General features: G+C 64.6%; 23 protein-coding genes and 2 pseudogenes. 13 read left to right on the top strand and 12 right to left on the bottom strand.

What is annotated here, in order from left to right:
* Positions 1–135: 135 nt before the first annotated feature.
* The 5 genes from QJT78_RS09425 to QJT78_RS09405 are packed head-to-tail and all read left to right on the top strand — an operon-like array spanning position 136 to position 4,655.
* Complete coding sequence (locus QJT78_RS09425) at positions 136–930, top strand: ATP-binding cassette domain-containing protein (RefSeq protein WP_240537511.1); 795 nt, start codon at positions 136–138, stop codon at positions 928–930.
* A complete protein-coding gene (locus tag QJT78_RS09420; RefSeq protein WP_028146635.1) occupies positions 927–1,670 on the top strand; it encodes an ABC transporter ATP-binding protein in 744 nt (247 codons plus the stop codon). Before QJT78_RS09425 ends, QJT78_RS09420 begins: the two co-directional genes overlap by 4 nt.
* Entirely contained in the window at positions 1,667–2,521 is an 855-nt protein-coding gene (locus tag QJT78_RS09415; protein ID WP_028146636.1) for a branched-chain amino acid ABC transporter permease, read from the top strand. Before QJT78_RS09420 ends, QJT78_RS09415 begins: the two co-directional genes overlap by 4 nt.
* The gene (locus QJT78_RS09410; protein WP_028146637.1) at positions 2,518–3,495 is read left to right on the top strand and encodes a branched-chain amino acid ABC transporter permease; all 978 of its coding nucleotides are present in this window, start codon (positions 2,518–2,520) and stop codon (positions 3,493–3,495) included. The genes QJT78_RS09415 and QJT78_RS09410 overlap by 4 nt, the downstream gene beginning before the upstream one ends.
* A gap of 20 nt (positions 3,496–3,515) precedes the next feature.
* Positions 3,516–4,655, top strand: coding sequence for an ABC transporter substrate-binding protein (locus QJT78_RS09405; protein WP_028146638.1), 1,140 nt, complete (start codon positions 3,516–3,518; stop codon positions 4,653–4,655).
* A 65-nt stretch (positions 4,656–4,720) separates the two neighbouring features.
* On the opposite strand, the gene QJT78_RS09400 is transcribed toward QJT78_RS09405, so the two are convergent.
* From QJT78_RS09400 to QJT78_RS09385, 4 genes and pseudogenes are all read right to left on the bottom strand, one after another.
* Positions 4,721–6,160, bottom strand: a complete 1,440-nt coding sequence (locus QJT78_RS09400; protein WP_038942374.1) for an amidohydrolase family protein — start codon at positions 6,158–6,160, stop codon at positions 4,721–4,723.
* Between the two features lie 27 nt (positions 6,161–6,187).
* Positions 6,188–7,213 carry an ABC transporter substrate-binding protein gene (locus QJT78_RS09395; RefSeq protein WP_028146640.1) on the bottom strand — a complete coding sequence of 342 codons (1,026 nt, stop codon included), beginning with the start codon at positions 7,211–7,213 and terminating at the stop codon, positions 6,188–6,190.
* A 40-nt stretch (positions 7,214–7,253) separates the two neighbouring features.
* A complete protein-coding gene (locus tag QJT78_RS09390) occupies positions 7,254–8,030 on the bottom strand; it encodes an ABC transporter permease (protein WP_028146641.1) in 777 nt (258 codons plus the stop codon).
* A pseudogene (locus QJT78_RS09385) lies at positions 8,030–8,888 on the bottom strand (ABC transporter ATP-binding protein). The gene QJT78_RS09390 and the pseudogene QJT78_RS09385 overlap by 1 nt, the downstream one beginning before the upstream one ends.
* A gap of 198 nt (positions 8,889–9,086) precedes the next feature.
* On the opposite strand from QJT78_RS09385, the gene QJT78_RS09380 reads away from it, so the two are divergent.
* Positions 9,087–9,845 (top strand): GntR family transcriptional regulator, encoded by a 759-nt coding sequence (locus QJT78_RS09380; RefSeq protein ID WP_028146642.1) that lies wholly within the window; start codon positions 9,087–9,089, stop codon positions 9,843–9,845.
* On the opposite strand, the gene QJT78_RS09375 is transcribed toward QJT78_RS09380, so the two are convergent.
* Positions 9,842–10,258 (bottom strand): hypothetical protein, encoded by a 417-nt coding sequence (locus QJT78_RS09375; RefSeq protein WP_038942376.1) that lies wholly within the window; start codon positions 10,256–10,258, stop codon positions 9,842–9,844. The genes QJT78_RS09380 and QJT78_RS09375 overlap by 4 nt on opposite strands.
* 148 nt (positions 10,259–10,406) lie before the next feature.
* Here QJT78_RS09375 and QJT78_RS09370 point away from each other — a divergent pair, with 148 nt between their 5' ends.
* The 3 genes from QJT78_RS09370 to QJT78_RS09360 all read left to right on the top strand — a co-directional run bounded on the left by QJT78_RS09370 (position 10,407) and on the right by QJT78_RS09360 (position 13,388).
* Positions 10,407–11,645, top strand: coding sequence for an amidohydrolase family protein (locus tag QJT78_RS09370; protein WP_028146644.1), 1,239 nt, complete (start codon positions 10,407–10,409; stop codon positions 11,643–11,645).
* 73 nt (positions 11,646–11,718) lie between these two features.
* Complete coding sequence (locus QJT78_RS09365; protein WP_028146645.1) at positions 11,719–12,924, top strand: amidohydrolase family protein; 1,206 nt, start codon at positions 11,719–11,721, stop codon at positions 12,922–12,924.
* Positions 12,925–13,076: 152 nt separating this feature from the next.
* Positions 13,077–13,388 carry a hypothetical protein gene (locus QJT78_RS09360; RefSeq protein ID WP_038942377.1) on the top strand — a complete coding sequence of 104 codons (312 nt, stop codon included), beginning with the start codon at positions 13,077–13,079 and terminating at the stop codon, positions 13,386–13,388.
* Positions 13,389–13,407: 19 nt separating this feature from the next.
* Here QJT78_RS09360 and QJT78_RS09355 read toward each other — a convergent pair.
* The 6 genes and pseudogenes from QJT78_RS09355 to QJT78_RS09330 all read right to left on the bottom strand — a co-directional run bounded on the left by QJT78_RS09355 (position 13,408) and on the right by QJT78_RS09330 (position 18,267).
* A pseudogene (locus tag QJT78_RS09355) lies at positions 13,408–14,303 on the bottom strand (DUF1932 domain-containing protein).
* The gene (locus QJT78_RS09350; RefSeq protein ID WP_038942378.1) at positions 14,300–15,169 is read right to left on the bottom strand and encodes a hypothetical protein; all 870 of its coding nucleotides are present in this window, start codon (positions 15,167–15,169) and stop codon (positions 14,300–14,302) included. The pseudogene QJT78_RS09355 and the gene QJT78_RS09350 overlap by 4 nt, the downstream one beginning before the upstream one ends.
* Positions 15,170–15,196: 27 nt before the next feature.
* Positions 15,197–15,880: a 4-carboxy-4-hydroxy-2-oxoadipate aldolase/oxaloacetate decarboxylase gene (locus QJT78_RS09345; protein ID WP_038942379.1), complete on the bottom strand. Its 684-nt coding sequence runs from the start codon at positions 15,878–15,880 to the stop codon at positions 15,197–15,199.
* A complete protein-coding gene (locus QJT78_RS09340; RefSeq protein WP_027517331.1) occupies positions 15,877–16,590 on the bottom strand; it encodes a PIG-L deacetylase family protein in 714 nt (237 codons plus the stop codon). Before QJT78_RS09340 ends, QJT78_RS09345 begins: the two co-directional genes overlap by 4 nt.
* Before the next feature lie 51 nt (positions 16,591–16,641).
* Entirely contained in the window at positions 16,642–17,526 is an 885-nt protein-coding gene (locus QJT78_RS09335) for an amidohydrolase family protein (protein WP_028146649.1), read from the bottom strand.
* 30 nt (positions 17,527–17,556) lie between these two features.
* Positions 17,557–18,267, bottom strand: coding sequence for a TetR family transcriptional regulator (locus tag QJT78_RS09330; RefSeq protein WP_028146650.1), 711 nt, complete (start codon positions 18,265–18,267; stop codon positions 17,557–17,559).
* Between the two features lie 114 nt (positions 18,268–18,381).
* Between QJT78_RS09330 and QJT78_RS09325 the strand changes: the two genes are divergently transcribed.
* From QJT78_RS09325 to QJT78_RS09310, 4 genes are all read left to right on the top strand, one after another.
* Positions 18,382–19,359, top strand: coding sequence for a tripartite tricarboxylate transporter substrate binding protein (locus QJT78_RS09325; RefSeq protein ID WP_028146651.1), 978 nt, complete (start codon positions 18,382–18,384; stop codon positions 19,357–19,359).
* A 10-nt stretch (positions 19,360–19,369) separates the two neighbouring features.
* Entirely contained in the window at positions 19,370–19,633 is a 264-nt protein-coding gene (locus tag QJT78_RS09320; protein WP_281460219.1) for a hypothetical protein, read from the top strand.
* 5 nt (positions 19,634–19,638) lie between these two features.
* Positions 19,639–20,169 carry a transporter substrate-binding domain-containing protein gene (locus QJT78_RS09315; protein WP_281460220.1) on the top strand — a complete coding sequence of 177 codons (531 nt, stop codon included), beginning with the start codon at positions 19,639–19,641 and terminating at the stop codon, positions 20,167–20,169.
* Positions 20,170–20,261: 92 nt separating this feature from the next.
* Positions 20,262–21,512: a DUF763 domain-containing protein gene (locus QJT78_RS09310; RefSeq protein ID WP_028146653.1), complete on the top strand. Its 1,251-nt coding sequence runs from the start codon at positions 20,262–20,264 to the stop codon at positions 21,510–21,512.
* Here the strand turns inward: QJT78_RS09310 and QJT78_RS09305 are convergent.
* Positions 21,413–22,720, bottom strand: coding sequence for a cytochrome P450 (locus tag QJT78_RS09305; RefSeq protein WP_049807475.1), 1,308 nt, complete (start codon positions 22,718–22,720; stop codon positions 21,413–21,415). The two genes, QJT78_RS09310 and QJT78_RS09305, sit on opposite strands and share 100 nt — an antisense overlap.
* Between the last annotated feature and the right edge of the window lie 27 nt (positions 22,721–22,747).

The raw sequence follows: 22,747 nt of genomic DNA, 5'->3' as shown, positions 1-22,747 counted from the left end.
GGCGCGCAATACCTTGCCTCTCGCGAGGCTGGCTCTCTCCTGCGATTTGATCCCGCATCGATTGCCGTGCGCTGCCTCGCCAAAAAGGACCGGTTGCCGTCAGCGCGGCCGGGACAACAAGGGATGGACGGCCGGGTGGCAAGTTCCGGGGAAACGCGTCGCGGCGCGAGCGAGGTGCTGCGCGTCGAAGGGCTGACCGTGCAGTATGGCGCGCTCGTCGCCCTGCGCGACGTGAGCTGGTCAGTCCATAACGACGAGATCCTCGGCATCATCGGCCCGAACGGCGCGGGAAAAAGCAGCTGCTTTGCCGCCGTCACCAATGCCGTCACCCATCGCGGCCGCACATTCCTCGACAAGGCCGACGTCTCGGCGCTCCGGACGTTCGACCTCGCCGGCCGCGGCCTGCGCCGCACCTTTCAGCAGAACTCGTTCTTCGGCGAGCTGCCCGTCCTGCAGAACGCGGTCTCGGCCATCTTCCGCGATTTCTCGACCGATCTCGCCACATCCCTGTTCGCGCCCTGGCGCGAGGCCACCACGCGCCGCGCAGCCGAACTGGCGGCCGCACAACTGCTCGACTTCTTCGGCATCGCCCGGCAGTACCACGACCAGATTCCCGGCGACATTCCCTACGGCGTGCAGCGCCTGCTCTCGGTCGCACTCGCCTATGGCACCGGCGCAAAGGTGCTCCTGCTCGATGAACCCGCGGCCGGCCTCAGCGGCGGCGACATGAAGAAGCTCGCCGACGTCCTGATTGGTCTGCGCAAGCGTAACCTCGCCCTCGTCGTCATCGAGCACCACATGGACCTCATCATGTCGATTGCCGATCGCATCGTCATGATCGACCAGGGTGCGATGCTGGCGACGGGAACGCCTGTTGACATCCAGCGCGATCCCCGCGTGCGCGAAGCCTATCTGGGACGCGACGAATGAGCGGCGTACTCCAGAGCGACGGTCTCTCGGTCCGCTACGCAGGCAATGTCGCGGTGTCAGGCGTCAATATCGGCGTGCCCGCGGGGCGAATGGTCGGCCTCGTCGGCGCCAACGGCGCCGGCAAGACCACGCTGGTCAATGCGCTCGCCGGCTGGTCCCGTGGCCGCGCCGTGGTCACCGGCAGCGTCCAGCTCGAAGGACGCAGCATCGAGAAACTCGCCGCGCACGAGCGGGTGGCGCGCGGCCTTACGCTGGTGCCGGAAGGCAAGAACATCTTTGCGGAGCTGACCGTCGACGAGAACCTGGCACTGGTGCGGCCGCCCGCGGACACGACCGGCCGGCATCTCTTCACCATCCCCGAGGTCTTCGAGTTCTTCCCGCGCCTCGCCGAGCGGCGCTCGCACAAGGGCGCGGCGCTCTCCGGCGGCGAGCGGCAGATGCTCGCGGTCGGGCGCGCCTTGCTCGCCGGCCCGCGCGTCCTGATGCTGGACGAGCCTTCCGCGGGCCTCGCGCCCCGGCTGATCACCGACCTGCTCTCCCGCATCCGCCTGCTGGTCGATCGCGGCCTGCCGGTGCTGCTGGTCGAGCAGAACGTCAAGGCGGCTCTGAAGGTGGTCGACCACCTCTACCTGCTCGAACGCGGCAAGATCGTCGGCGAAGGTCCTGCCGACGTCATGGCCGCGGACCATCGCATCATCGAGGCCTATCTCGGCACCATCGCCGATGGAACGCCGGCATGAATATCGCGCAGCAGGTCATCAACGGCATCGTGCTTGGCTCCGGTTATGCCTGCATCGCGCTGGGCTGGACCATTTTGCTCGGCGTCGCGCGGCTGGTGAATTTCGCCCATGGCCAGCTCTACATGCTCGGCGCCTTCGTCACCTGGTACGCCATCACCAGGCTGGGCCTGCCCTACCCGCTCGCCATTCTGGTGGCGATCATCGTGCTCGGCGTCATCGGCCTCCTGATGCAGAGCGCGATGATGCGCCTGGTCATGACGCAAAACCTCACCAGCCTGATGATCGTGACGCTCGGCCTCGGCTACGTCCTGCAGGGCAGCAGCGCGCTGATCTTCGGCGGCAATCCACAGACTCTGCCCGGAACATTGGCGCGCGCCAAAATCGACATCGGTCCGCTCTGGTTCACCTGGCAGGACGTGCTGGTGCTGGTCGTCACCCTTCTTCTTTATGGCGCAGTCTGGCTGTTCACCCAGCGAACCCGCTTCGGCTCGGTCATCCGCGCCGTCGCCGAGGACCCGAAGCTCGCAGAGCTGTTCGGGATCAACGCAAAGTTCGTCTATCTCGGCGTCTTCGTCTTCGAATGCTCCGCGGTCGCGCTGGGGGCGGCGCTGGTGGCGCCCCGCTCGCCGATCCTGACCAGCATGGGTTTCAACGAGGTCATCATGACCTTTGTCGTGGTCGTGCTCGGCGGCATCGGCTCGATCGGCGGCGCGCTCGCAGCCGGGCTCGGGCTCGGCCTGTTCACCGCCTTCTTCGGCGCGTTCGTCGCACCGGCCTATACGACAGCGGCGGCCTTTGCGCTGTTGCTGGCGCTGCTCGTGATCCGTCCCGCGGGGCTTGCAACCAAATGACCGCGATCGAATCCCCGCAGCCCGCCTCGATCCCGTTCCTGCGCCTCGCCGCAGTCGCGGCCTTGGTCGTGATCGGCTTCTTCCTGCCGCGCCTGCTCGGCGGTACCTCGGTCGCCTATTCCACGCTGACCACGATCGCGATCTTCGCGGTGATGTGCTACGGCGCCGACATCGTGCTGTCCTATCTCGGCGAGGTCAGCCTCGGCCACACCGTGTTCTGGGCCATCGGCGGCTATGCGGCCGCGAACCTCTCGGTCAAATACGGCCTGAACGGCTGGGCGACGGCGGCCGCGACGATCGCGCTGTGCCTCGCGGCCGCAGCGTTCCTCGGCGCCGTCACCCTGCGGACCCGCGAGTTCGTGTTCTCCCTCGTGACCTATGCGGCCGCCGTGGTCGCCTACGAGATCGCATTCAACTGGGACGCCGTCGGTGGGTCCGACGGCATCGTCGGCATTCCGCCGCTGAAGCTCCCATTGCTCGTGACCAACTTCTCCGGCGCGATGCAGGAAGATCTCTGGCCGATCGCCTTCGCGCTGCTGCTGCTCACCCTCGCCTTCATCGCGCGCTTCCGCCGCTCGCGGCTGGGCACCACCGCGCTGATGGTACAGATGAACCCCGCGCTGGCCGCAAGCCTCGGCGTCGATCCGCGCCGGATCAGGCTCGCCGTGTTCGTAATCTCGGCACCGATCACCGGGCTTGCCGGCTGGCTTTACGCCTATCAGCGCGCCTATGTCGGCCCCGACATGTTCGAGTCCTACTTCCTCGTCATGATGCTCACCGCGATCGTGCTGGTCGGGCGCCGTATCCTGCTCGGCCCCTTGATCGGCACCGCCGTCCTGATTGTCCAGCAGAACTTGCTGTCGCTCGGCGGCGACTGGAACAAGATCGTGTTGGGATCGGTGCTGGCGCTCGTCCTGATCTTCTGGCCCGCCGGGCTCGTGGGCCTCTACCGCCGTATCACCAAGAAGACGTAGAACGCATTGGGAGGACGCGCATGCACAAGACGAAACTGGCTCTCGCGCTATTATTGGGTCTCGCAGCTGTGCCTGCCGTGGCGCAGGACATCAAGGTCGGCACCATCTTTCCGCTCAGCGGCGGCGCCGGCCCTGATGGCCAGACCGTGACCAACGCCGTCAAGCTGATGGTCCAACAGATCAACGACAAGGGCGGCCTGCTCGGCCGCAAGCTGACGGTGATCTCCAAGGACGACGAGAGCACGCCCGCGGTCGGCGTCAGCCGCGCCAACGAGATGGTTGCCGAGAAGGCGGACATCGTCATCGAAGGCTGGAACTCACCGGTCACATTGGCGATGCAGCCGATTCTCGCCCGCGGTAACATTCTCGACTTCACCGCGGTCTCGAAGTCGGATCTGATCCTCAGCGGCGAGACGAACCCTTACGCGATGCGCATCAACAGCTCGAACGGCTTCGACGCGGAAGTCATCGCAAAATACGTCGCCCAGACGATGAAGGCGAAGAAAATCGCGTTCCTCACTCAGAATGACGTCTATGGCAACGGCTTTCAGACCGCCGTCGAGGCCGAATTCAAGAAGATGAACTTTTCGGGCGAAGTCATCATGACCGAAAAGTTCGCGTTCAAGGACACCGATTTCCGCGTCCAGCTGACCAATATCAAGGGTGCCAATCCAGACGCCGTCATCGTCACCAGTTCGTCGAATTCCTCAGGCCTTCCCGCGCTGGTCGACCAGTATCGCCAGGCCGGCATAAAATCCACCTTCGTCGGCGCCGTCGGCATCATGCTGAGCACCGTGTACAAGGTCGCCGGCGACGCCAACAACGGCGTGATATCGGCCGACATCTTTTTCCCCGATCTGCCGCCGTTCACGACGCAGCCGGAGAGCGTAGCGTTCGTCGCGGCCTATAAGAAGGCCTACGGCGTTGATCCGGACAAGAGCGCCGCGCTCGGCGCCGCCGCCGTGCAGGTGTGGGCGCAGGCGGTCGAACAGACCAAGTCGCTCGATCGCAAGACCGTGGCAGAGGCGATCCGCGGCAAGCCCGTCAAGGGCACCGTGTTCGGCGACGTCCAGTTCCTGCCGAACGGCCAAATGCAGCCGCGCTATGTCGTGTTCGAAGTGGTCGACGGCAAGAACACCAAGCTCAAGGCATTGCAGTAACGACGGCATTCGAGCCTTTGGGAGCGCCCGCCTGGTCGTCAGGCGAGCGTTTCCCTGGTCGCCTCCTACTCGCAAGTGAGCTGCTGCTCGAACCAACCGGACACGCGCTCCGATAGGGACGGCCACATGCGCTGAAAACTTCCGAGCTTGCCGACATTGGCGCGGTACATCCCCCGCAACTCCTGCTCGATGGCCGGCAGGTCAACGCCCATGCAGGCCCCGTCCTTGGCGATCGTCTTGCCGGCGACGACGACCTCCTTCACCAGCGACGCATTGCCCCGCGCGAACAGAAGCGCCATGGGGTCGACGGGCATGATCTGATCTCGGTCCAGCCGGTCGAGGTCGATCACGACGAAATCGGCGGGATTGCCTGCGACGAGCTCGCCGGTCCCGGGCGCGCCGATGGCACGGCGCCCATTGCGGACAGCAAGCGCGAACAACTCGGCTGGCGTCCAAGTCGCCTTGAAGCCGACGCCGCCATGGGCCATCTGCACCAGCCGCATCTCGCGCAGGATGTCGTCGTCCTCGTCCAGCGCCAACCCGTCGACGCCGACCGCGATGGCGCAGCCACATTTGCGTGCGGCGGCGATCGGGGCGAGCCCCGAGCGCAGATGCATGTTCGAGCTGAAATTGGTGACGATGCGCGCGCCGGAGGCTGCGATCATCTCCAGCTCATCGGGACGAGCGTGGATGCAGTGCGCCAGCGTCAGCCGCTCCGAGAGGAAGCCGATATCGCGCAGCCAACGCACCATGTCCGGAAAGTGTTGGTCGGCCCAGGCGCGCTGATAGACGGTCTCCAGCAGATGCATGTGAATGCGGCGGCCCGTCTGCGCCGAGTTCTCCGCCACCGCCTCCAGCAGCGGCTTCGAACACCATTGCACGCCGGCGGGTCCAAGCTGCACGTCGACCATCGGGCCGGAGATGGCGGCGGCAATCGCATCGGTCAGCTCGATATAGGCCTTCGGCGACATCGGCGCGCGGACGAAGAGGTCTTCGATGGTCTTGCGGTCGTCACTGGGGAGGCCGGAGAGAATCGGCTCGGCATCGCCATAAACGATCGGATTCTGGTCCCGCACCGCGAGGGCAAATGCCACGCGGATGCCGACATCGGATGCCGCCCTCGCAATCGCCTTGGCTTCATCGAGCAACGGCATCGTCCCGCTCGGGCGGGTGTAGTGCACCATCATCGCCGCGCAACCAGCCCTGGCGGAACGTGCCAGTGCGGAGGCCGCGGTCAGATAGGGATCGATGGGCGAACCGAGCGCGGTGCGCAGGATCCAGCTTTCGAGGGGCATGCCGACCGCCCCGAAGGACGACGCGGTCGCGCGCGCATGGTCATGGGCGTTGACGAAGGCAGGAATGACGAAGGAGCGAGGCCTGCCAGCAGGCCCCGCTCCTTCAAGAATGTCGGTGATGATACCGCTATCGTGCCGCAGCACGACATTGTCGGTCACACCGAGATCAGGGCCACGGAACAGGCTGGTTGCCGCAATCTCCGTGGCCATGACGGTCTCTCCAAAGATCTGTGAAGATCAGTTGGCAGTATACACCAGCTCCCGCTCCGCACGCGGCGGCAGGAACTCGCGCGAGAACACCTCTGCGGGCGTCGGCGCGCGGGCGAGCTGATAGCCCTCGACCACGATGCCGATGGCGCGCGTCATGCGGTCATCCTTGATGTCGCCGATGCCGATCTCCTTCATCTCCGGCGAGACAATCAGCTTGTCAAAGGAATATTGCAGCCGGCGCTTCTCGACGGCGACGTCGATCAGATTGTCGTAGTTCAGCGCAGCCTTCATGCCGGCGTTCTGGTCCTTGGCCACCGCGATCGCGCCCTTGTTGATGGCGCGGACGAGGCCGGCCACGGCCTTCGGGTTCGACGCGATCAGCTTCTTCGAGACCATCACGCCGTTGGAATAGAGATCGAGGCCGTACTCACCGAACGAGAACCATTTGAAATCCTTGTCCGGGTCCTGGCGGTTCAGCACCAGGTTGAAATAGCTGGTGATGTTGAACACGAGCGCGGCGTCGATGTCGCCCTTGATCAGCATCGGCTCCTGCAGGTTCGGGGCCATGTTGGAGATCTTGATCTTCTCGCCGTCGAGCCCGTTCTTGCGGGTGAACACCGGCAACAGCCGCGTCGTCGGCGTGCCCTGCGCGCCGCCCAGCGTGTGGCCCTCAAAATCCTTGATGGTGTTGATGCCGCTGGTCTTCTTGGCGACGATCGCGAACGGCGGCTGGTTCCACATCATGTAGACCATGACGGGCGCCTCCTGCGGCTTGGTCGAGGCGTTCTGGATGATGGCGTTGACGTCGCCGAAGCCGGCGTCATAGGCCCCCGACATCACGCGCGTGACGGTGGCGCCGGAGCCCTCGCCCTGATCGATGACGACGTTGAGGCCTTCCTCTTTGAAGTAGCCGTTGTCCTTGGCGTAGAAGAATGCGGCATCGCTGCCTTGCGTCTTCCAACCCAGCGTGAACTTGATCGTGGTGTCCTCGGCCGTGGCAGCGCCCGCGGACAGGGCCAATCCCAACAGCGCGACAGTTACTTTTCTCAACATCGAGACCTCCTCAAGCTTCCTTGCGTGACGGTTCAGAAATTCAGGTGGCGATCACATCGTTCTTGCGCGTGGCCCAGCCGGTGACGCGCCCTTCGATCAGCGAGAACACCGCGTAGAGCGCGACACCGAGGCCGGCGAGCACAAACAGGCCGGCGAACACCAGCGGCACGTTGAAATTCGAGGACGCGGTCATCATGACGTTGCCGATGCCGCGGTTGGAGGCGACCGTCTCCGACAGCACGGCGCCGACGAAAGCGTAGGAGATCGCGACCTTCAGCGAGGCGAAGAAGAACGGCATGGTCCTGGGCAAACCGACATTCCAGAGGATGTCGAACTTGCTCGCGCCGAGCGCCTTCAACACGTCTTCGAGCTCGGGCTCGGTGGTCGCGAGGCCCGTGGCGATATTGACGACAATCGGGAAGAAGCAGATCGACAGCGCGGTCAGCACCGCCGGCACCGTGCCGGAGCCGAACCACAGCACGAAGATCGGCACCACCGCGACCTTGGGGATCGAGGAGAAGCCGATCAGCAACGGATAGCAGGTGTCATAGGCCGTCTTGGAGACGCCGATGATGGCGCCGAGGGCGACACCGAGCGCAACGCCGAGGACGAAGCCGAACATGGTGGTCGCGAGCGTCTGCACGATGTGCGGCCACAGCACCGGGAAGCGCTGGAACAGCGTGACAAAAACCTGCGACGGCCGTGGCAGCACCAAGTCGGACATGCCGGTCATCAGGCAGAACAGCTCCCAGGCAACGAAAAACAGCACGATCAGTCCGGCCGACCATGCCTTCTGCCTGATATCGATCCCGAACATCAGCCTGTCCCCTGTTGCGCCGCACTGCGTGCATCCTCGATGAAGGCGCGCAGCTTCTGGTTCAGCGCGACGAAATCCGGCTCGAACGTCATCGCGACGGTGCGCGGCCGCGCGAACTCCACACGGCTGTCGTCGAGGATGCGGCCGGGACGCGCGCTCATCACGCAGATGCGGCTGGCAAGGAAACCGGCTTCACGCAAATCGTGCGTCACCAGCAGCACGGTCGGCTTGTGCGTCATCCAGAGGTTCTGGAGGTATCGCCCACAGCTCCTCGCGGGTGAACTGGTCGAGCGCGCCGAACGGCTCATCCAGCAGCAGCATCCGCGGCTCATGGATCAGCGCACGGCAGAGATTGGCGCGCTGGAGCATGCCGCCGGATAGCTGCCAGGGATAGCGACTGCCAAATCCCTTGAGACCGGCCTGCTCCAGCAGCGCATTGGCCTTGTCGCGAAACTCGGTCTTGCGCAGCTTGCGGAAGTTCGAGCGGAACGGCTCGACGATCTTCAGCGGCAACATGATGTTCCGCTCGATCGTCATCCACGGCAGCATGGTCGGGTTCTGAAAGGCCATGCCGACCCGCAGCGCCCGCGCCGCGACCTCGCGGCCGCCGACGATGACGACGCCGCTGGTCGGCTGCACCAGGCCACTGACCAGGCGCAAAATGGTCGATTTGCCGCATCCGGACGGGCCGACCAGTGCGACAAACTCGCCGTCGGCGATCCGCAACGTCGTCTTCGACAGAGCGGGCACGGCGCGGTCGCCGCGCCCGAAGGTCACGGAGGCCTCGGACAGCTCGATGGCAACAGGGCCGGAGCCTTCGGGAACAGGCTGGCCGTCAAATTGGGCGTTAGGTTGCATACGCATCACAGCCAAAGTGCATGCAAGCTGAGTGCCAGTCGTCCACCCCCGCAAAATCAATGATTTGACCAAACGCCTCGCCGAGTGGCCGGATTCGATTTAGGCAGTCCGGATGTCAAACTGCATGCAATTGGAGCGCTGGATTGACGTTAGCCTGTGCTAAAGAGTGATTTCGACCCTTCCCTCAAGGATTCGCCGATGGCGGCGCGCCCGACCAGCAAGACTTCTGAATCATCGGACAAAGTCGGCGTGATCTGCCGCGCGCTCAGGCGCGCGATCATCGAGCAGGCGCTGGAGCCCGGTGCAAAGCTGCCCGAGGATGCGCTGGGCGAACGCTTCGGCGTCAGCCGCACCATTGCGCGCCATGCGCTGGGACAGCTCGCTGCCGAAGGCCTCGTCGAGCTCCGCCGCAACCGGATCGCGGTGGTGGCGACGCCGAGCTGGCAGGAGGCGCGCGATGCCTTCGACATCCGCATCCAGCTCGAGGGCCTCGTGGTCCGCCAGCTCGCGGGCAAGCTGAGCAAGAACCAGATCGCCGAGCTGAACGCCCATGTCGATGCCGAGGACCGCGCGCGCGGCGGCACGGATGCAGTTTCGATCCGGCTCGCCACCGAATTCCACATCCTGCTCGCGCACATGACGAACAGCCCGATCCTGGTGCGCTATGTCAGCGAGGTCGCCTATCGCTGCTGCCTGACGCTGTCACTCTACAGTCGACCGCATTCCACCGAATGCGCGATCAGCGAGCACCGCGCCATCATCGCATCGCTCGCCAAGGGCGACGAAGCCAAGGTGATGCAATTGATGCACCATCATCTGGATTCCGTGGCCAATCGTGCATTGGTGGCCCCTACCCCGCAACGTGGCCGCGACCTGCTCGATATTCTCGCGCCTTATGCGGATGAAGTGACGAGCGACCGCGTCGTCAAGCTGCCGAAAGTGGCGCGAAGAGGTTAGGCCTCAATCCCGCGCTGGACCAGGATACGCTCGGCGCTATCGTTCCAGACGTCCATCTTCACGATCTGTCCGCTCCGCACGACGAAGCGATCGACATAGCGATTGCCCTCGAACGGCGTGCCGTCCATCCACTCGCCATAGAGCGTGCCGACGCTGTAGACCACGGTCTCGTCCGTGCCCGGACAGACGTCGAACCGGTCCATCTTCTTCTTGACCCAGCGATAGCGGTTCGCATTGAAGCCGGTCGGGCCGCGCGGATGGTCGAACTCGCGCCCGCCGGTAAACGTGACCACCGTGCCCGGCTTCATATAGGCCGCAGCCGCATCGGGATCGGGTATCATCGACGCCGTGAGATAGGCCTCCACGATCTCGGCGTCGGTCATCGGGCGTTCAGCTTTTGCGGGGACAGACATGGTGGGCTCTCCGGGGTGCCGGCATTCTACAATTCACGCCCCAAAGTGCATGCACATTTTTTGAACAATTTGGTAGCTTAACTGCACACAATCTGGAGCTGCCAGCTTCCAAAGCTTCCGCTAGGCTATCACAGTTGAATCCGACGCCATGACCGCCCAACCCGCCTTCGACCTGATCTTCCGCAACACGCTGTTGCGATCAACCGCCGCACCCGTCGATATCGGCGTGAGAGGCGGCCGCTTCGCCGCGATCGAACCGCAGCTTGCCTGCGATGGCGTCGAGGTCGATGTCGGCGGGCGCCTCGCCCTGCCCGGGTTCGTCGATACCCACATCCATCTCGACAAGGCCTGCCTGCTCGGCCGCTGCGGGCACAATCGCGGCAGCGTCTCGGACGCGATCCGCGCCGTGGCCGGGATGAAGAAGGACTTTACGGTCGAGGACGTCTACGCGCGCGGCGCAAAAGTGCTCGAACGCGCCATCGTGCACGGCACGACGCGGATGCGGACCCATGTCGAGATCGATCCCCGCATTGCCTTGCGCGGCTTCGAGGCGGTCAAGGCGCTGAAGCGCGACTATGCCTGGGCGATCGACCTGTCGCTCTGCGTCTTCCCGCAGGAAGGCCTGACCAACGACCCTGGCAGCGACGAGCTGCTGGTGCAGGCGCTGCGCGACGGCGGCGATGCGATCGGCGGCTGTCCCTACATGGACACCGACCCGAACGCGCACCTCGAGCGCATCTTCGCTCTCGCGCAGGAATTCGACGTCGACGTCGACCTCCATCTCGATTTCGACCTCGACCCATCCTGGTGGCACCTCGACGAGGTCTGCCGGCAGACCGAGCTGCGCAACTACGGGGGACGCGTCGCGATCGGCCACGCCACAAAACTCTCGGCCCTGCCGCCCGAACGGATGAAGGCGGCCACCGCGCAACTGGCGACATCAGGCGTTGCCGTCACCGTGCTGCCCGCGACCGATCTCTATCTGATGGGCCGCGAAGCCACCCACAACGTGCCGCGCGGGGTGACGCTTGCGCACAAGCTCGCCGACGACGGCGTGCTGTGCTCGGTCGCCACCAACAACGTGCTCAACCCGTTCACGCCGTTCGGCGACGCCTCGCTGCTGCGGATGGCAAACTTCTATGCCAACGTCGCGCACGCCTCGGTCAGCGACTTCGATACCTGCCTCGATCTCGTGACCGAACTGCCGGCGCGGCTGATGAACCTCAGTGATTACGGCATCAAGGTCGGCAACCCCGCCGATCTCGTCGTGCTCGATACCCAGGACAGCCGCTTCGCCATCGCCGAGCTGCCGGACATCGTGATGGGCTTCAAGGCTGGCCGGCAGACGTTCGAGCGGCAGCGGCCCACTTTGTTCGGGCCGGGCTGACCGACTTTCCGCGCCTTGCGCCCGACCCGCAGCTTGCGCGATGATCATGACAATCGACCAACGGAGCAACCGGATGGCCTTCGACACGATCTTCCTGAACGCGCGCTTCGACGGCGGAGCCCGCCATCACATCGCCGTCGCCGACGGCCGCATCGCCGCGATCACGTCCGCCGATGAGCGTCCCGCCGCAAACGAGACCATCGACCTCGGCAACGTCCTCGTCGTTCCCGGCTTCGTCGAAGGCCACATCCATCTCGACACCAGCTTCTATGGCGACGCCTGGCGTCCGCACAAGCCATGCACTGACGGCTTCGACGTGCATGAGCGCGTCGCTTTCCAGGCCCAGAACATGGCCGCATCAGCGCCGATGGATGTGCGCGCACGCAACCAGCTCGACCTCTGCATCGGCCACGGCACCACGCAGATGCGCAGCCACGTCATGGTCGACGGCTCGGTCGGCCTGAAATCGCTCGAGACGATTTTGCGCGTGCGCGAGGAATACAAGGGCCTGATCGACATCCAGCTCGTCGCCTTCCCCCAGAGCGGCATCCTGATGAGCCCGGGCACGCCGCAATTGCTGGACGAGGCCATCGGGCTCGGCGCCGATCTCGTCGGCGGGCTCGATCCCGCAAGCTTCGATCGCGACATCGAGAAGCATCTCGACGTCGTGTTCGGTGTGGCCGGCAAGCACGGCGTCGACGTCGACATCCATCTGCATGACATGGGCACGCTGGGCGCGTTCGAAATCGAGCAGATCGCAGCGCGCACCCGCGCGCTCGGTATGGAGGGACGCGTTGCCGTCAGCCATGCTTACGGGCTCGGCGACATCCTCATGGATCAGCTCAAGAAGATCGCCGACAACCTCGCCCGTTCCGACGTCGCGATCATGACCAATGCGCCGGGCGCCCGGCCCTTCCCGCCGATCCTGGCCCTGCGCAATGCCGGCGTCACCGTCTTCAGCGGCAACGACAACATCCGCGACTCCTGGTGGCCCTATGGCGACGGCGACATGCTGCGCCGGGCCACGACGCTCGGCTATCGCTCGGGCTTCAACATCGATGAAGAGCTGCGTGTCGCGTTCGATGTCGTCACCGTATCAGGCGCAAAAGCGCTGCGGCTCGAAGGCTATGGCCTGCGCGTCGGCGCCAAGGCCGATTTCGTGACACTGAATGCCGAGCATATTCCTGAAGCCGTTGTCGGAGTGCCGCAAGGGCGCTCCGTGTACAAGGAAGGCAAGCTCGTCGCATGCGACGGTAAGATTGTCGGGAAGCGCAGCTAATGATCGGATCTTTTCCGTTCGATTATACCGCTAGCTTTCCTCACCCCCGAATCCGGTAGAATCCCTGACCGTAAATGCGCGCATTGCACGACGGGCCAAGGAGATCATACTAAGACCCGCACTGACATCTGCGTTCTCTGGGGAGTATGGAAATGTTCAGCGCATTCAGCAGCATCGATTACCATTCCATTCGGGCCAACACGCCCGCCGAGATGGCCATCAAGCGACTGACCGGCATCGGCGAAGTCCTGTCGGGCATCGACATATCGGCAATCCACACGCAGGACGACATGGCCCGCGCGCTGTTGACGCTCGATACCGCCGACAAATGCATTCGCACGATTCTCACCGAGTTCCGCACCGAGCGCACCACGGAAGTCGTCCGCGAAGCCACGAGCCTGATCAGCCTGATCGAGCTCGCGCGCGACGAACTCTCGGACTACACGGCGGCAGCAGAGACTTGAGCTGAACGCGCGCTGGATCTCAGCGCTTGATCTTCGCCAGAATGCGATCCGCCTCGGTGCGCCAATCGGCGCTGCGGGCAAATTCCTTGGTTCATCAGCGAGATCGGCGACCCAGGCTTGGCGCTCGGCGGTGCCCTGCGCCGACCATGGCGTCAGCCCGGCCTCGCGCACGGTCTCGGCGACCTCCCGTACCTCTTCGGCGCGGCGACGGCCGTGCTCGATCACGCGCTGGAAGAAATAGGCGCCCTGCTTCTCCCAATTGATGGCAGGAAATGTCTCCGCGAGCGAGGCCAGCACCGCATCCTCGACGCCATAGGCGCGCGCGGTGGTGAAGCTTTCGATGACCATGGCCTCAAGGCCCTTGATCATGATGCTGCGGCACATCTTCACCGCGGAGGACACACCGAGCTTGTCACTCGCAACCTTGGCCACGAACCCAATTGCATTCAGGAGCGGCTCCAGCTCCTTCGCACCGGGGCCGCCGAGTAGCAGCGGCACCTTGATGCGATAAGGCGGCACCGAGGTCATCACGGCCCCCTCGACATAGCGTCCGTCAGCGCCGTCGATCAGAGCGGCGGCGCGCCGCTTGGCGCCGGGAGACGCCGAATTGAAATCGAGGAACCAGGTGCCCTGGTTGATTGCACCAGCGCAGGCTTTTGCCACCGGCACGGCCTGGCTCGCCGTGACCGCGGAGATGATGAAATCGGATTTCGCGGTCAGCTCGGCGTGAGACACCGCCAGCGTCACGCCGAACCTTGCCGCATGCTCTTTCAGGGGGGCGCCGTGCTCGCCTCCGAGCTTGATGTCGTAAGCGGCTACCTTGATATCCTGCTGGCGCAAATCCTCAGCCAGGATTCGCCCAACTTCACCATAACCAACCAGCCCGATCTGCCATCGTCTCGGATCCGACATCAGTTCAGTCCTCGCGTCGTCTCGTCGAACAGCTCCTCGACCGCGTAGCGGCGCGGGATCAGCGCCTGCTGGAATGCGTAGTCGACGATCAGCTCCAACGGTTTTCTATTCGCCTCGATCCCGAACGGAACGAGGTCGGGCGTTGCCGCGGGTCCCACCTGCGCCTTGTTCCGCTTCAGGAGATCATAGATGCCCGCAACCACATCGGGGCGCGATCTTGCGAGCTGCTCGGTCACGACCACGAGATGATTGACAGGGACGACGCCACGATGCGCGTGCCATTTGGCCGCTTCCGCAGCCGGATCGGAGAATAGCGGCTTCAACGCGGGACTATCAGAGGTCTCGCCGAGGACGGCATCGAGCTCGCAATCGATCAGCATCTGCAGGATCTTCTTGTCCTTCGGCGCACGCTCGGTGGTGTCGACATATTCGGCAACGTGCGGATCCTCGAAGGTGACCCAGCGGATCTTGTCGAGATTGACGCCGTAATCGTTGGCGAGAATGCCCCTGATCCATGCGCCGGTCGTCGTCGTGAACGAACGGATGCCAACGCGCTTGCCTTCGAGATCCGATGGCCCGAGCACTCCCCTTGCAGGGTTGTAGAGCGCGTAGGAATGCTGGAAGCGACCGAGCATGGTGGCCGGCAGCAGCACCAGCGGCTTGCCATGCGCCTTCGCCATCAGATAGGTGACGATGGCCATCTCGCAGACGTCGAAAGCCTGCTCGCGCAGCATCGGCTTGAACGCCGTGTTGGTCGGCGTGTACGCGATGAAATCGAGGTCGAAGAGGTCGGAGCGGAGCTCGCCGCTCTTCACCGCCTGGACATGAGGGTGACTGCCGAGCACGGCCTTCAACTTGAGACGATCCATCCGCCCGCTCCGCTTCTCTGGTCCCGCTCAGACGTCCTCGGGATTGTCGACATAAACAAGGCCGGCTTTCGCCAGCGCCTCGCGCATGCTGTACATGTCGAGCCCCAGTTCGCCCGAGCCAAGCCGCTTGCGTTTGCCGCCCTCATCCGCATTGCGCTTCTTCGCCTTCTCGGCGACCTCAGCGGCATAGCGCTTCGGCACCACGACGACGCCGTCATCGTCGGCGACGACGATGTCGCCGGGATCGACATTGACGCCGGCGCAGACCACGGGGATGTTGACCGAGCCGAGCGTGGCCTTGACCGTGCCCTTGGCCGAGACGGCGCGCGACCACACCGGAAAATTCATCTCGTGCAGCGCTTTGACGTCGCGGCAGCCGGCGTCGATGATCAGCCCCTGCACGCCGCGCGCCTGCAGCGACGTCGCGAGCAGTTCGCCGAACATGCCGTCAGTGTTATCAGTGGTGCAGCCGACGACGAGGATGTCGCCCTTCCTGCACTGCTCGACCGCGACATGGATCATCCAGTTGTCGCCGGGCTGTGCCAGCACGGTGACGGCGGGACCAGCGATCGACGCGCCGGCCCAAACGGGCCGCAAGTAAGGCTTCATCAGCCCAATGCGGCCATACGCCTCGTGCACGGTCGAAACGCCGTACTCTGCCATCCCTGCGGGATCGGCACGCCTGATATTGCGAACGACGACGGGCTTCATGCCAGCTCCTCCGCAACCGTCGGGAACAGCCGCTGATAGGCCTCGCCATAGGTCATGGGCACGCCGGTGTTGCGGCTGCCCTGGATGCCGCGGTTGAGCGCGACGCGCTCGTAATATCCCCAGAGATGTTTTTGCGCGGCGAGGATCTGGAACGCCTCGTACTTCTCCTTCCAGACCTCGTCGATTTTAAGGAGCAGGTCCGGCTTGTAATTGCACTGCTCGGGCTGGTGCGGCTCGAACAGGAATACCGGGGGCGCGGAGTATTTGTACTGCGCGCCGGGCTTGTGGCCCATCGCCTGCGCCACGACGCGGGTCTCCTGCGCGAAATGCGCCGCGTTGGGATGGTCGAAATTGTAGGGGTCTTCCAGCGCGTGCGTCAGCACGAAGCTCGGATTGAGCTCGCGGTAGATATCGACCATGCGGTCGAAATGCGCCTCCGTGAGCTTCAGCGGATAGTCGCCGCAGTCGAAGAACTCGATCTCGGCGCCGAGCAGCTTCGCCGCCCGCTCCGCCTCGTCCTTGCGTCCGGCCTTGACCGATTCCAGCGTCGCGCCCTTTTCCTTCCAGGCGAACTGGCTCTCGCCGCGCTCGCCGAAGGACATGCAGACGATCTTCATGCGATAACCCTTCTTCGCATGCAGCGCGATGGCGCCGCCGGCGCGCCAGACGAAATCGCCGGGATGGGCGGTGATCACGAGACCTGTTTTCATGGGACTACTCCCCTCTTTCCTTGATAAGCAACGTATCGATCGCGAGCACCGTCATGTGTCGAACTCGAACAGACGCGCGGGATTATCGACGAGAATCTTCTGCTGGAATTCCGGCTCCGGCGCGAACAGCGGGATCAGATCGACGAGGTCGCCGTCATTCGGCATCACCTTGACGTTGGGATGCGGCCAGTCGGTGCCCCAGATGACACGGTCGGGCGCGGTCTCGACGATCTTGCGCGCGAACGGCACCGCGTCCGTGAACGGCGGTCCGGCCGAGGACACCCGCTCCGAGCCGCAGATCTTGACCCAGCATTTCTCGTCGCGCTGCATCAGCTCGATCAGGATTTTGAACGGAAGCTGGTCGAGCCCTTCGGCGGCCTTCACCCGGCCCATATGGTCGATGGTGTAGCTCAGCGGCAGCCTTGTCAGCATGTCGGCATATTCGGGCAAATCAATCGCATCGAAATGCAGATCGATGTGCCAGCCCAACGGCGCGACCATCGCGATGATGCGATCGAACACGCGCTTGTCGGGGACGCCGCCGAGATGGTGGACGAAATTGAAGCGGCAACCGCGGAAGCCGCCCTCGTGCAGCACCTGGAGGCCACGCTCGGTGATGGTGTCGTCGATATTGGCAACCGCGCGATAGGCGCCATTGCTCTGCGCGATCGCATCGAGCGCGACCGTATTGTCGGTGCCGTGCACGCTGGCATTGACGATGACGGCCCGCTCGACGCCGAGCTTGGCATGCAGCGCACGAAAGTCCTCGAGCGGTGCATCCGGCGGCGTGTAGGAACGGTCAGGCGCATACGGATATGTCGCGCCGGGGCCGAAGATGTGGCAATGCGCATCGCAGGACAGCTTTGGCAGCTTGAACTTCGGCGTGCGCGTGTTCGGATCGGGCGGCGGAATGGTCGGCGTATACATCATCGTCATCAGGTGAACCGCCGAGCGAGATCGCTTCTTTCAAGTCTTGCTGCTGACGACCGGCCGCCGTCGTACCGGCGCGGCCTGATCGAGCGCCGGCGCCTGGAACGCGGCGACGGTGGCCTGCACCAACTGCTCGATGGCGCTTGCGGCATCGCTGCCGTCGCCCTTGCCGCGCGACAGGCGCGAGACGCGATCCGGCGTCACCAGCGAATAATAGAGCGCACCCAGCAGGAAGTGGCTGCGCCAGACGATATCGGTGCGCGGAATATGCGGCAGGCTCTCGTGGACCGCATCGATGAAGGCGTGACTGGTGTCGTCAAAGGTCTGCGCGATGATTTTTCGCGCGACCTCGTTGCCTTCGGCAGACATCACGGCGCGCAGCCGCGTGAAGCGCGCCCCGCCCCCGGCGAGATCGCTGCCCGAGGTGAAGGCCGGCACCACATAGGCGCGCACGATCGCCTCCAGCCGGTCCTGGAGATCGCGCACGCGTTTGGCGGCGGCGAGCAGCTCGGAACGGCGCAAATTCATCGGCCCGCAATGGCGCTGGTAGATCTCCAGCAGCAGGCCGTCCTTGGTCTTGAAATGATAGGTCACGCTGCCGGGATTGGCGCCGGCGGCCTGCGCGATGTCGCGCACCGAGACGGCATTGAAGCCGTTGGTGGCGAACAGCTCCTCGGCCGCGGCGAGGATCGCCTCGCGCATGTTCGGCTTGCGGGCCGTTTCCTTGCTGGTGGGCTTGCGTACCATGTGATTTGTACTATCGTACAAAAGATCAGGTCTCGTCAACAATGACCATGGGCGGCGTCCGGACGGCTCGGAACACCGAAGCAGGACGCGAAAGCCCGCAAGGAGTGCTGGAAAATGCTGGGTTTGAACAAGACAATCGGCGGTTTGATGCTGGGTGCCGGCTTGCTGCTGGGCGGCACCGCGCAGGCTGCCGACAATTACCCGAGCAAGCCGGTCCATATCCTTGTGCCCTATGCGGCAGGCGGTGCCGTCGACGTGCTCGCGCGTACGCTCGGCCAGGCGCTGGCGAAGACCTGGGGCCAGCAGCCGGTGATCGACAACCGTCCGGGCGCCGGCGGCATCGTCGCCTCGCAAGCGCTGACGCAGGCCGCTCCGGACGGCTACACCCTGATCCTGGTCGCGAGCGGCCATCCGCTCAACCAGTTCATCTATCCGAGCGTGCCCTACGACACGTTCAAGGATTTCACCGCGATCACCGAGGTCGCCTCCTCGCCGCTTGCGATCGTCGTGGCCAAGGACAGTCCCTACAAGACGCTCGGCGACCTCCTCGCCGCCGCGAAGAAGGACCCGGACAAGCTGTCATACGGCATGTCCGGCAACGGCACCTCCGCGCATCTCGCCGGCGAGCTGCTCAAATACATGTCCGGCAGCAAGATCGTCGCGATCCCCTACAAGGGCGGCGCACCGGCGCTGACCGCCGTCATCGCTGGCGAGATTCCGCTCAGCATCAATCCGCTCGCGGAAGCGATCGGCCAGCTCGAAGGCGGTCCGGTGCGCGCGCTCGCGGTGACCTCGGCCGAACGCTCCAAGGCGCTGCCGAATGTACCAACTATCGCGGAATCCGGCGTCCCCGGCTACGACGTCTCGGTCTGGTGGGGCGTTCTTGGACCTGCCAAGATGCCGCCGGAGATCGTGGCGAAGCTCGAGACCGATCTGAAGGCCGCACTGCAGGACGCGAACGTGCTGTCGACGCTCGGCAAGATCGGCGCCTCGCCGGTCGGCTCCTCCGCCAAGGACTTTGACGCCTACATGCACGCCGAGGCGACCAAATGGGAGCCGGTGCTGAAGGCCGCCGATATTCGCGCGCAGTGAGGCTCGTCACATGAGGACCTGTTCCCGGCGATTTGCGCGCACCGCCCTGCTCGCATTTGTAATGACCGGCCTGCTCGGCGCGCCCGCGCGCGCCGATGGCGAAGCCAGGCTGCTGGCGCCGAGCGGCACGTTGCGCGTCGGCATCTATCCGGGTAGCCCGACCTCGATGGTGACGGACGCCGCCGGCAAGCCGCATGGCCTCGCCTACGATCTCGGCGGCGAACTGGCCAAAGGCTCGGCGTTGGTGTCGACTATGTCAGGTTTCAGCGCGTAGCCGATATCGTCAGCGCGATCCATGACGGCCAGGTCGATTTCACCGTGACCAACGCCACGCCGGCCCGCGCCAACGAGGTCACCTTCAGCCAGCCCGTGCTGGCGATCGAGCTCGGCTATCTCGTCCCGGCGAACTCGCCGATCGGCAAGATCGAGGACATCGACAGACCGGGTGTGAAGATCGGCGTCACCAAAGGGTCGACCTCGGAACGGACATTGCCGGCGAAGTTCAGGAGCGCGACCATCGTTCCCGCCGAAAGCGTCAAGGTCGCCATCAACATGTTCGGCCGCGGCGAGATCGACCTCTACGCGACCAACAAGCCGACGCTGTTCGAGATGTCCGACCAGATGCCGGGCGCGAGAATCCTCGACGGCAATTGGGGCGCCGAGCATATGGCCATCGCGATCCCCAAGGGGCGTGAGGACGCCCTCCCCCTGCTCAACCGCTTCGTGACGGACGAGCAGTCGTCCGGCGCGCTGGACACGATCCAGCAGCAGGCGGGCCTGCGCGGCGCAACCAAGGCGACGCGCGAGTAGCTCGCGGACTTGGGCGAGGTGTCCTCCCGCCCTGCCCAATACAGTATTCCCTCGATGCAACCGTCGCCGAATTGCGCTAATTTGCGTCGATCATGACTCGACGTACCGGCAGCGCCGATCTCCCTCTCCATACCGGACGGGTTCCGCCGTGGCTCGCCACTCGCATGTCGTCGCTGGGGGCGATCGTCACACAGGCGATCGTGCATCATTACGGCCGCGACGCGTTCCTCCAGCGGCTGTCGCATCCGTTCTGGTTCCAGTCGTTCGGTGCCGTGATGGGGATGGACTGGCACTCCTCGGGCATCACGACCTCCGTGATCGGCGCCCTGAAGCGCGGGCTAGGCCCGCTCCAGGACGAGCTCGGCATCTATGTCTGCGGCGGACGCGGCCAGCATTCGCGCAAGACGCCTGACGAGCTGTTGCAGCTCGGCGATCGCGTCGGTTTTGACGGCGCGAGCCTCACGCGCGCCAGCCGCCTGGTCGCAAAGGTCGACAGCGCCGCGGTCCAGGACGGGTTTGACCTTTATCTGCACGGCTTCTTCGTCACCGCCGACGGCAAGTGGACGGTGGTGCAGCAGGGCATGAACGGCGACAAACGGCAGGCCCGCCGCTATCACTGGCATTCGGAAGCATTGAAGAGTTTTGTCGACACGCCGCACAGCGCAATCGACGGCCCGCAGCAGGGCGAGATCGTCAATCTCACCGATCACCGCGCCGATGTCTCGCGTGCCGCGCAGCTCGAACTGTTGAGCGATCTCGGCCCCGATCGCATCCTCACAGAATTCGAACGCCTCGCTGGGACTGCACCCGAGCCTACGCAGGCGATGCTGCCGCATCTGATCATGCCGGCGCATCATGATGTCAGGCCCAAGGACGTGTTCGCACGCCGCCTGCACGGCACGCTGGCAGCCGCAGCCGAACGCGGCCCGGTCGATTTTCCGGAACTGCTTCTGACGCCCGGCGTCGGCGCGCGCACCGTGCGCTCGCTGGCGATGGTCGCCGAGGTCGTGCATGGCGCGCCTTATCGCTTCAACGATCCCGCGCGCTTCTCGCTCGCCCATGGCGGCAAGGACCGGCATCCCTACCCCGTCCCGATCAAGGTCTATGACGAGACCATTCGCGTGCTGAAGGGCGCGATCCAGAACGCCAAGCTCGGACGCGAGGAGGAGATGCAGGCGATCAGGCGCCTCGACGACCAGGCGCGACGGCTGGAGCGGACTGCCAGCGGTCCGTCGGTCGAGGCCTACATCGCCGGAGAGCGTGAGGCCTCGCCCGATCTCGACGGCCGATCCGTGTTCGGCTGGGAACGCGATGTCGTGGCTTCCAGGAAATCGACAGGCTGACTGTCCACCGCGACGACCGGCAACTCCGCGATGGCACGCATGCCCGGCCGCTTGCGCCAGTGGATTTGCGCGGGATCGACGGCGAGACCGAGCTTCGGCCATCGCGCAAACAGCGCCTCCAGCGCACAGGCCGCCTCGATTCGTGCGAGCTGATGGCCGAGACAGAAGTGAATTCCCGTTCCGAACGAGATGTGGCGGTTCGGCTTGCGCGTGAGGTCGGGCCGCTCGGGCTGGTCATGCACCGCCGGATCCATGTTCGCCGCGGCGAGCATGACCATGACGCGATCGCCCTGTTTCAGCGGCACGCCCGCAAGCTCGATATCCCGCCGCACATAGCGCGGCTTGGAAAACTGCACCGGTGATACGAAGCGCAAAAACTCCTCGACAGCGAGCCCGACACGGCTTCGGTCTTGCTCCAGCCAATCGCGCAAGCCCGGATTTCTGAGAAGCTCGTAGACCGAGCCGCTGATCAGATGCGTCGTGGTCTCCGATCCCGCCGCAAGCAGCAGGAACACCATCGACACCATTTCGTCCGGCGTGATCTGGCCGCCCTCACGCTCGACCTGAACCAGCTCGGCAATCAGGCCCTCGCCGCCCTGCACGCGGGCGACCTGCAACTGCCGTTCGAGATAGGCGCGCATCTTGCGAAACGCGAGCAGCAGGCGGAAGAAGCTGACGACATTCGTCAGCGACGACATCTTGTTGGCCCAGGCGATGAATCGTGGGCGATCGGCCGCAGGCAGGCCCAGCAATTCGCAGATCACCGACACCGGCAGGATGCGGGCGTAACGCTGGACGAGGTCGGCGGGGCCGCCATCGGCAAACAGGTCGTTCGCCAGGCCGTCGGCGATGGCGCGAATGCGTGGCTCCATCGCCACGATCGCGCGGCGGCGAAAAGCCTCGTCCACGATGCTGCGCAGCCTCGTGTGATCAGGCTCGTCCATCGTTAGCATGTTGTTGGCGATGGTGGTGACCAGCTTTGGCATCCACCAGCGCAGGCCGGCGACTTTGCCGTCCCCCTTGCGCAGCGTGAAGGTGGTGCCGTCCTTCAGGACCTGCGCCGTGGCGTCATGGGTCGTGGTGACCCAGACATCGCCGACGAGGGGAAAGCGCGTCGCGATCACGGGGCCGGACGCGCGCAGCGCCGCGATCGCCTTGGGCGGATCGCGGAAGAAGGCCTCGCTGGTGAAATCGAGGCGCGGTGTCATGGGTTCACCGTACTGCTTGGTGGCGCC

The organism is Bradyrhizobium sp. Mp27, assembly GCF_029953005.1.
GTDB lineage: Bacteria > Pseudomonadota > Alphaproteobacteria > Rhizobiales > Xanthobacteraceae > Bradyrhizobium > Bradyrhizobium barranii.
This window is presented reverse-complemented; position numbering and strand designations above follow the sequence as displayed.

What these genes read in the sequence shown, in the direction of transcription:
- QJT78_RS09420 (WP_028146635.1), top strand. Translation starts at nt 927, where the DNA reads ATGAGCGGCGTACTCCAGAGCGACGGTCTCTCGGTCCGCTACGCAGGC.
- QJT78_RS09415 (WP_028146636.1), top strand. Translation starts at nt 1,667, where the DNA reads ATGAATATCGCGCAGCAGGTCATCAACGGCATCGTGCTTGGCTCCGGT.
- QJT78_RS09410 (WP_028146637.1), top strand. Translation starts at nt 2,518, where the DNA reads ATGACCGCGATCGAATCCCCGCAGCCCGCCTCGATCCCGTTCCTGCGC.
- QJT78_RS09405 (WP_028146638.1), top strand. Translation starts at nt 3,516, where the DNA reads ATGCACAAGACGAAACTGGCTCTCGCGCTATTATTGGGTCTCGCAGCT.
- QJT78_RS09400 (WP_038942374.1), bottom strand. Translation starts at nt 6,160, where the DNA reads ATGGCCACGGAGATTGCGGCAACCAGCCTGTTCCGTGGCCCTGATCTC.
- QJT78_RS09395 (WP_028146640.1), bottom strand. Translation starts at nt 7,213, where the DNA reads ATGTTGAGAAAAGTAACTGTCGCGCTGTTGGGATTGGCCCTGTCCGCG.
- QJT78_RS09390 (WP_028146641.1), bottom strand. Translation starts at nt 8,030, where the DNA reads ATGTTCGGGATCGATATCAGGCAGAAGGCATGGTCGGCCGGACTGATC.
- QJT78_RS09380 (WP_028146642.1), top strand. Translation starts at nt 9,087, where the DNA reads ATGGCGGCGCGCCCGACCAGCAAGACTTCTGAATCATCGGACAAAGTC.
- QJT78_RS09375 (WP_038942376.1), bottom strand. Translation starts at nt 10,258, where the DNA reads ATGTCTGTCCCCGCAAAAGCTGAACGCCCGATGACCGACGCCGAGATC.
- QJT78_RS09370 (WP_028146644.1), top strand. Translation starts at nt 10,407, where the DNA reads ATGACCGCCCAACCCGCCTTCGACCTGATCTTCCGCAACACGCTGTTG.
- QJT78_RS09365 (WP_028146645.1), top strand. Translation starts at nt 11,719, where the DNA reads ATGGCCTTCGACACGATCTTCCTGAACGCGCGCTTCGACGGCGGAGCC.
- QJT78_RS09360 (WP_038942377.1), top strand. Translation starts at nt 13,077, where the DNA reads ATGTTCAGCGCATTCAGCAGCATCGATTACCATTCCATTCGGGCCAAC.
- QJT78_RS09350 (WP_038942378.1), bottom strand. Translation starts at nt 15,169, where the DNA reads ATGGATCGTCTCAAGTTGAAGGCCGTGCTCGGCAGTCACCCTCATGTC.
- QJT78_RS09345 (WP_038942379.1), bottom strand. Translation starts at nt 15,880, where the DNA reads ATGAAGCCCGTCGTCGTTCGCAATATCAGGCGTGCCGATCCCGCAGGG.
- QJT78_RS09340 (WP_027517331.1), bottom strand. Translation starts at nt 16,590, where the DNA reads ATGAAAACAGGTCTCGTGATCACCGCCCATCCCGGCGATTTCGTCTGG.
- QJT78_RS09335 (WP_028146649.1), bottom strand. Translation starts at nt 17,526, where the DNA reads ATGACGATGATGTATACGCCGACCATTCCGCCGCCCGATCCGAACACG.
- QJT78_RS09330 (WP_028146650.1), bottom strand. Translation starts at nt 18,267, where the DNA reads ATGGTACGCAAGCCCACCAGCAAGGAAACGGCCCGCAAGCCGAACATG.
- QJT78_RS09325 (WP_028146651.1), top strand. Translation starts at nt 18,382, where the DNA reads ATGCTGGGTTTGAACAAGACAATCGGCGGTTTGATGCTGGGTGCCGGC.
- QJT78_RS09320 (WP_281460219.1), top strand. Translation starts at nt 19,370, where the DNA reads ATGAGGACCTGTTCCCGGCGATTTGCGCGCACCGCCCTGCTCGCATTT.
- QJT78_RS09310 (WP_028146653.1), top strand. Translation starts at nt 20,262, where the DNA reads ATGACTCGACGTACCGGCAGCGCCGATCTCCCTCTCCATACCGGACGG.
- QJT78_RS09305 (WP_049807475.1), bottom strand. Translation starts at nt 22,720, where the DNA reads ATGACACCGCGCCTCGATTTCACCAGCGAGGCCTTCTTCCGCGATCCG.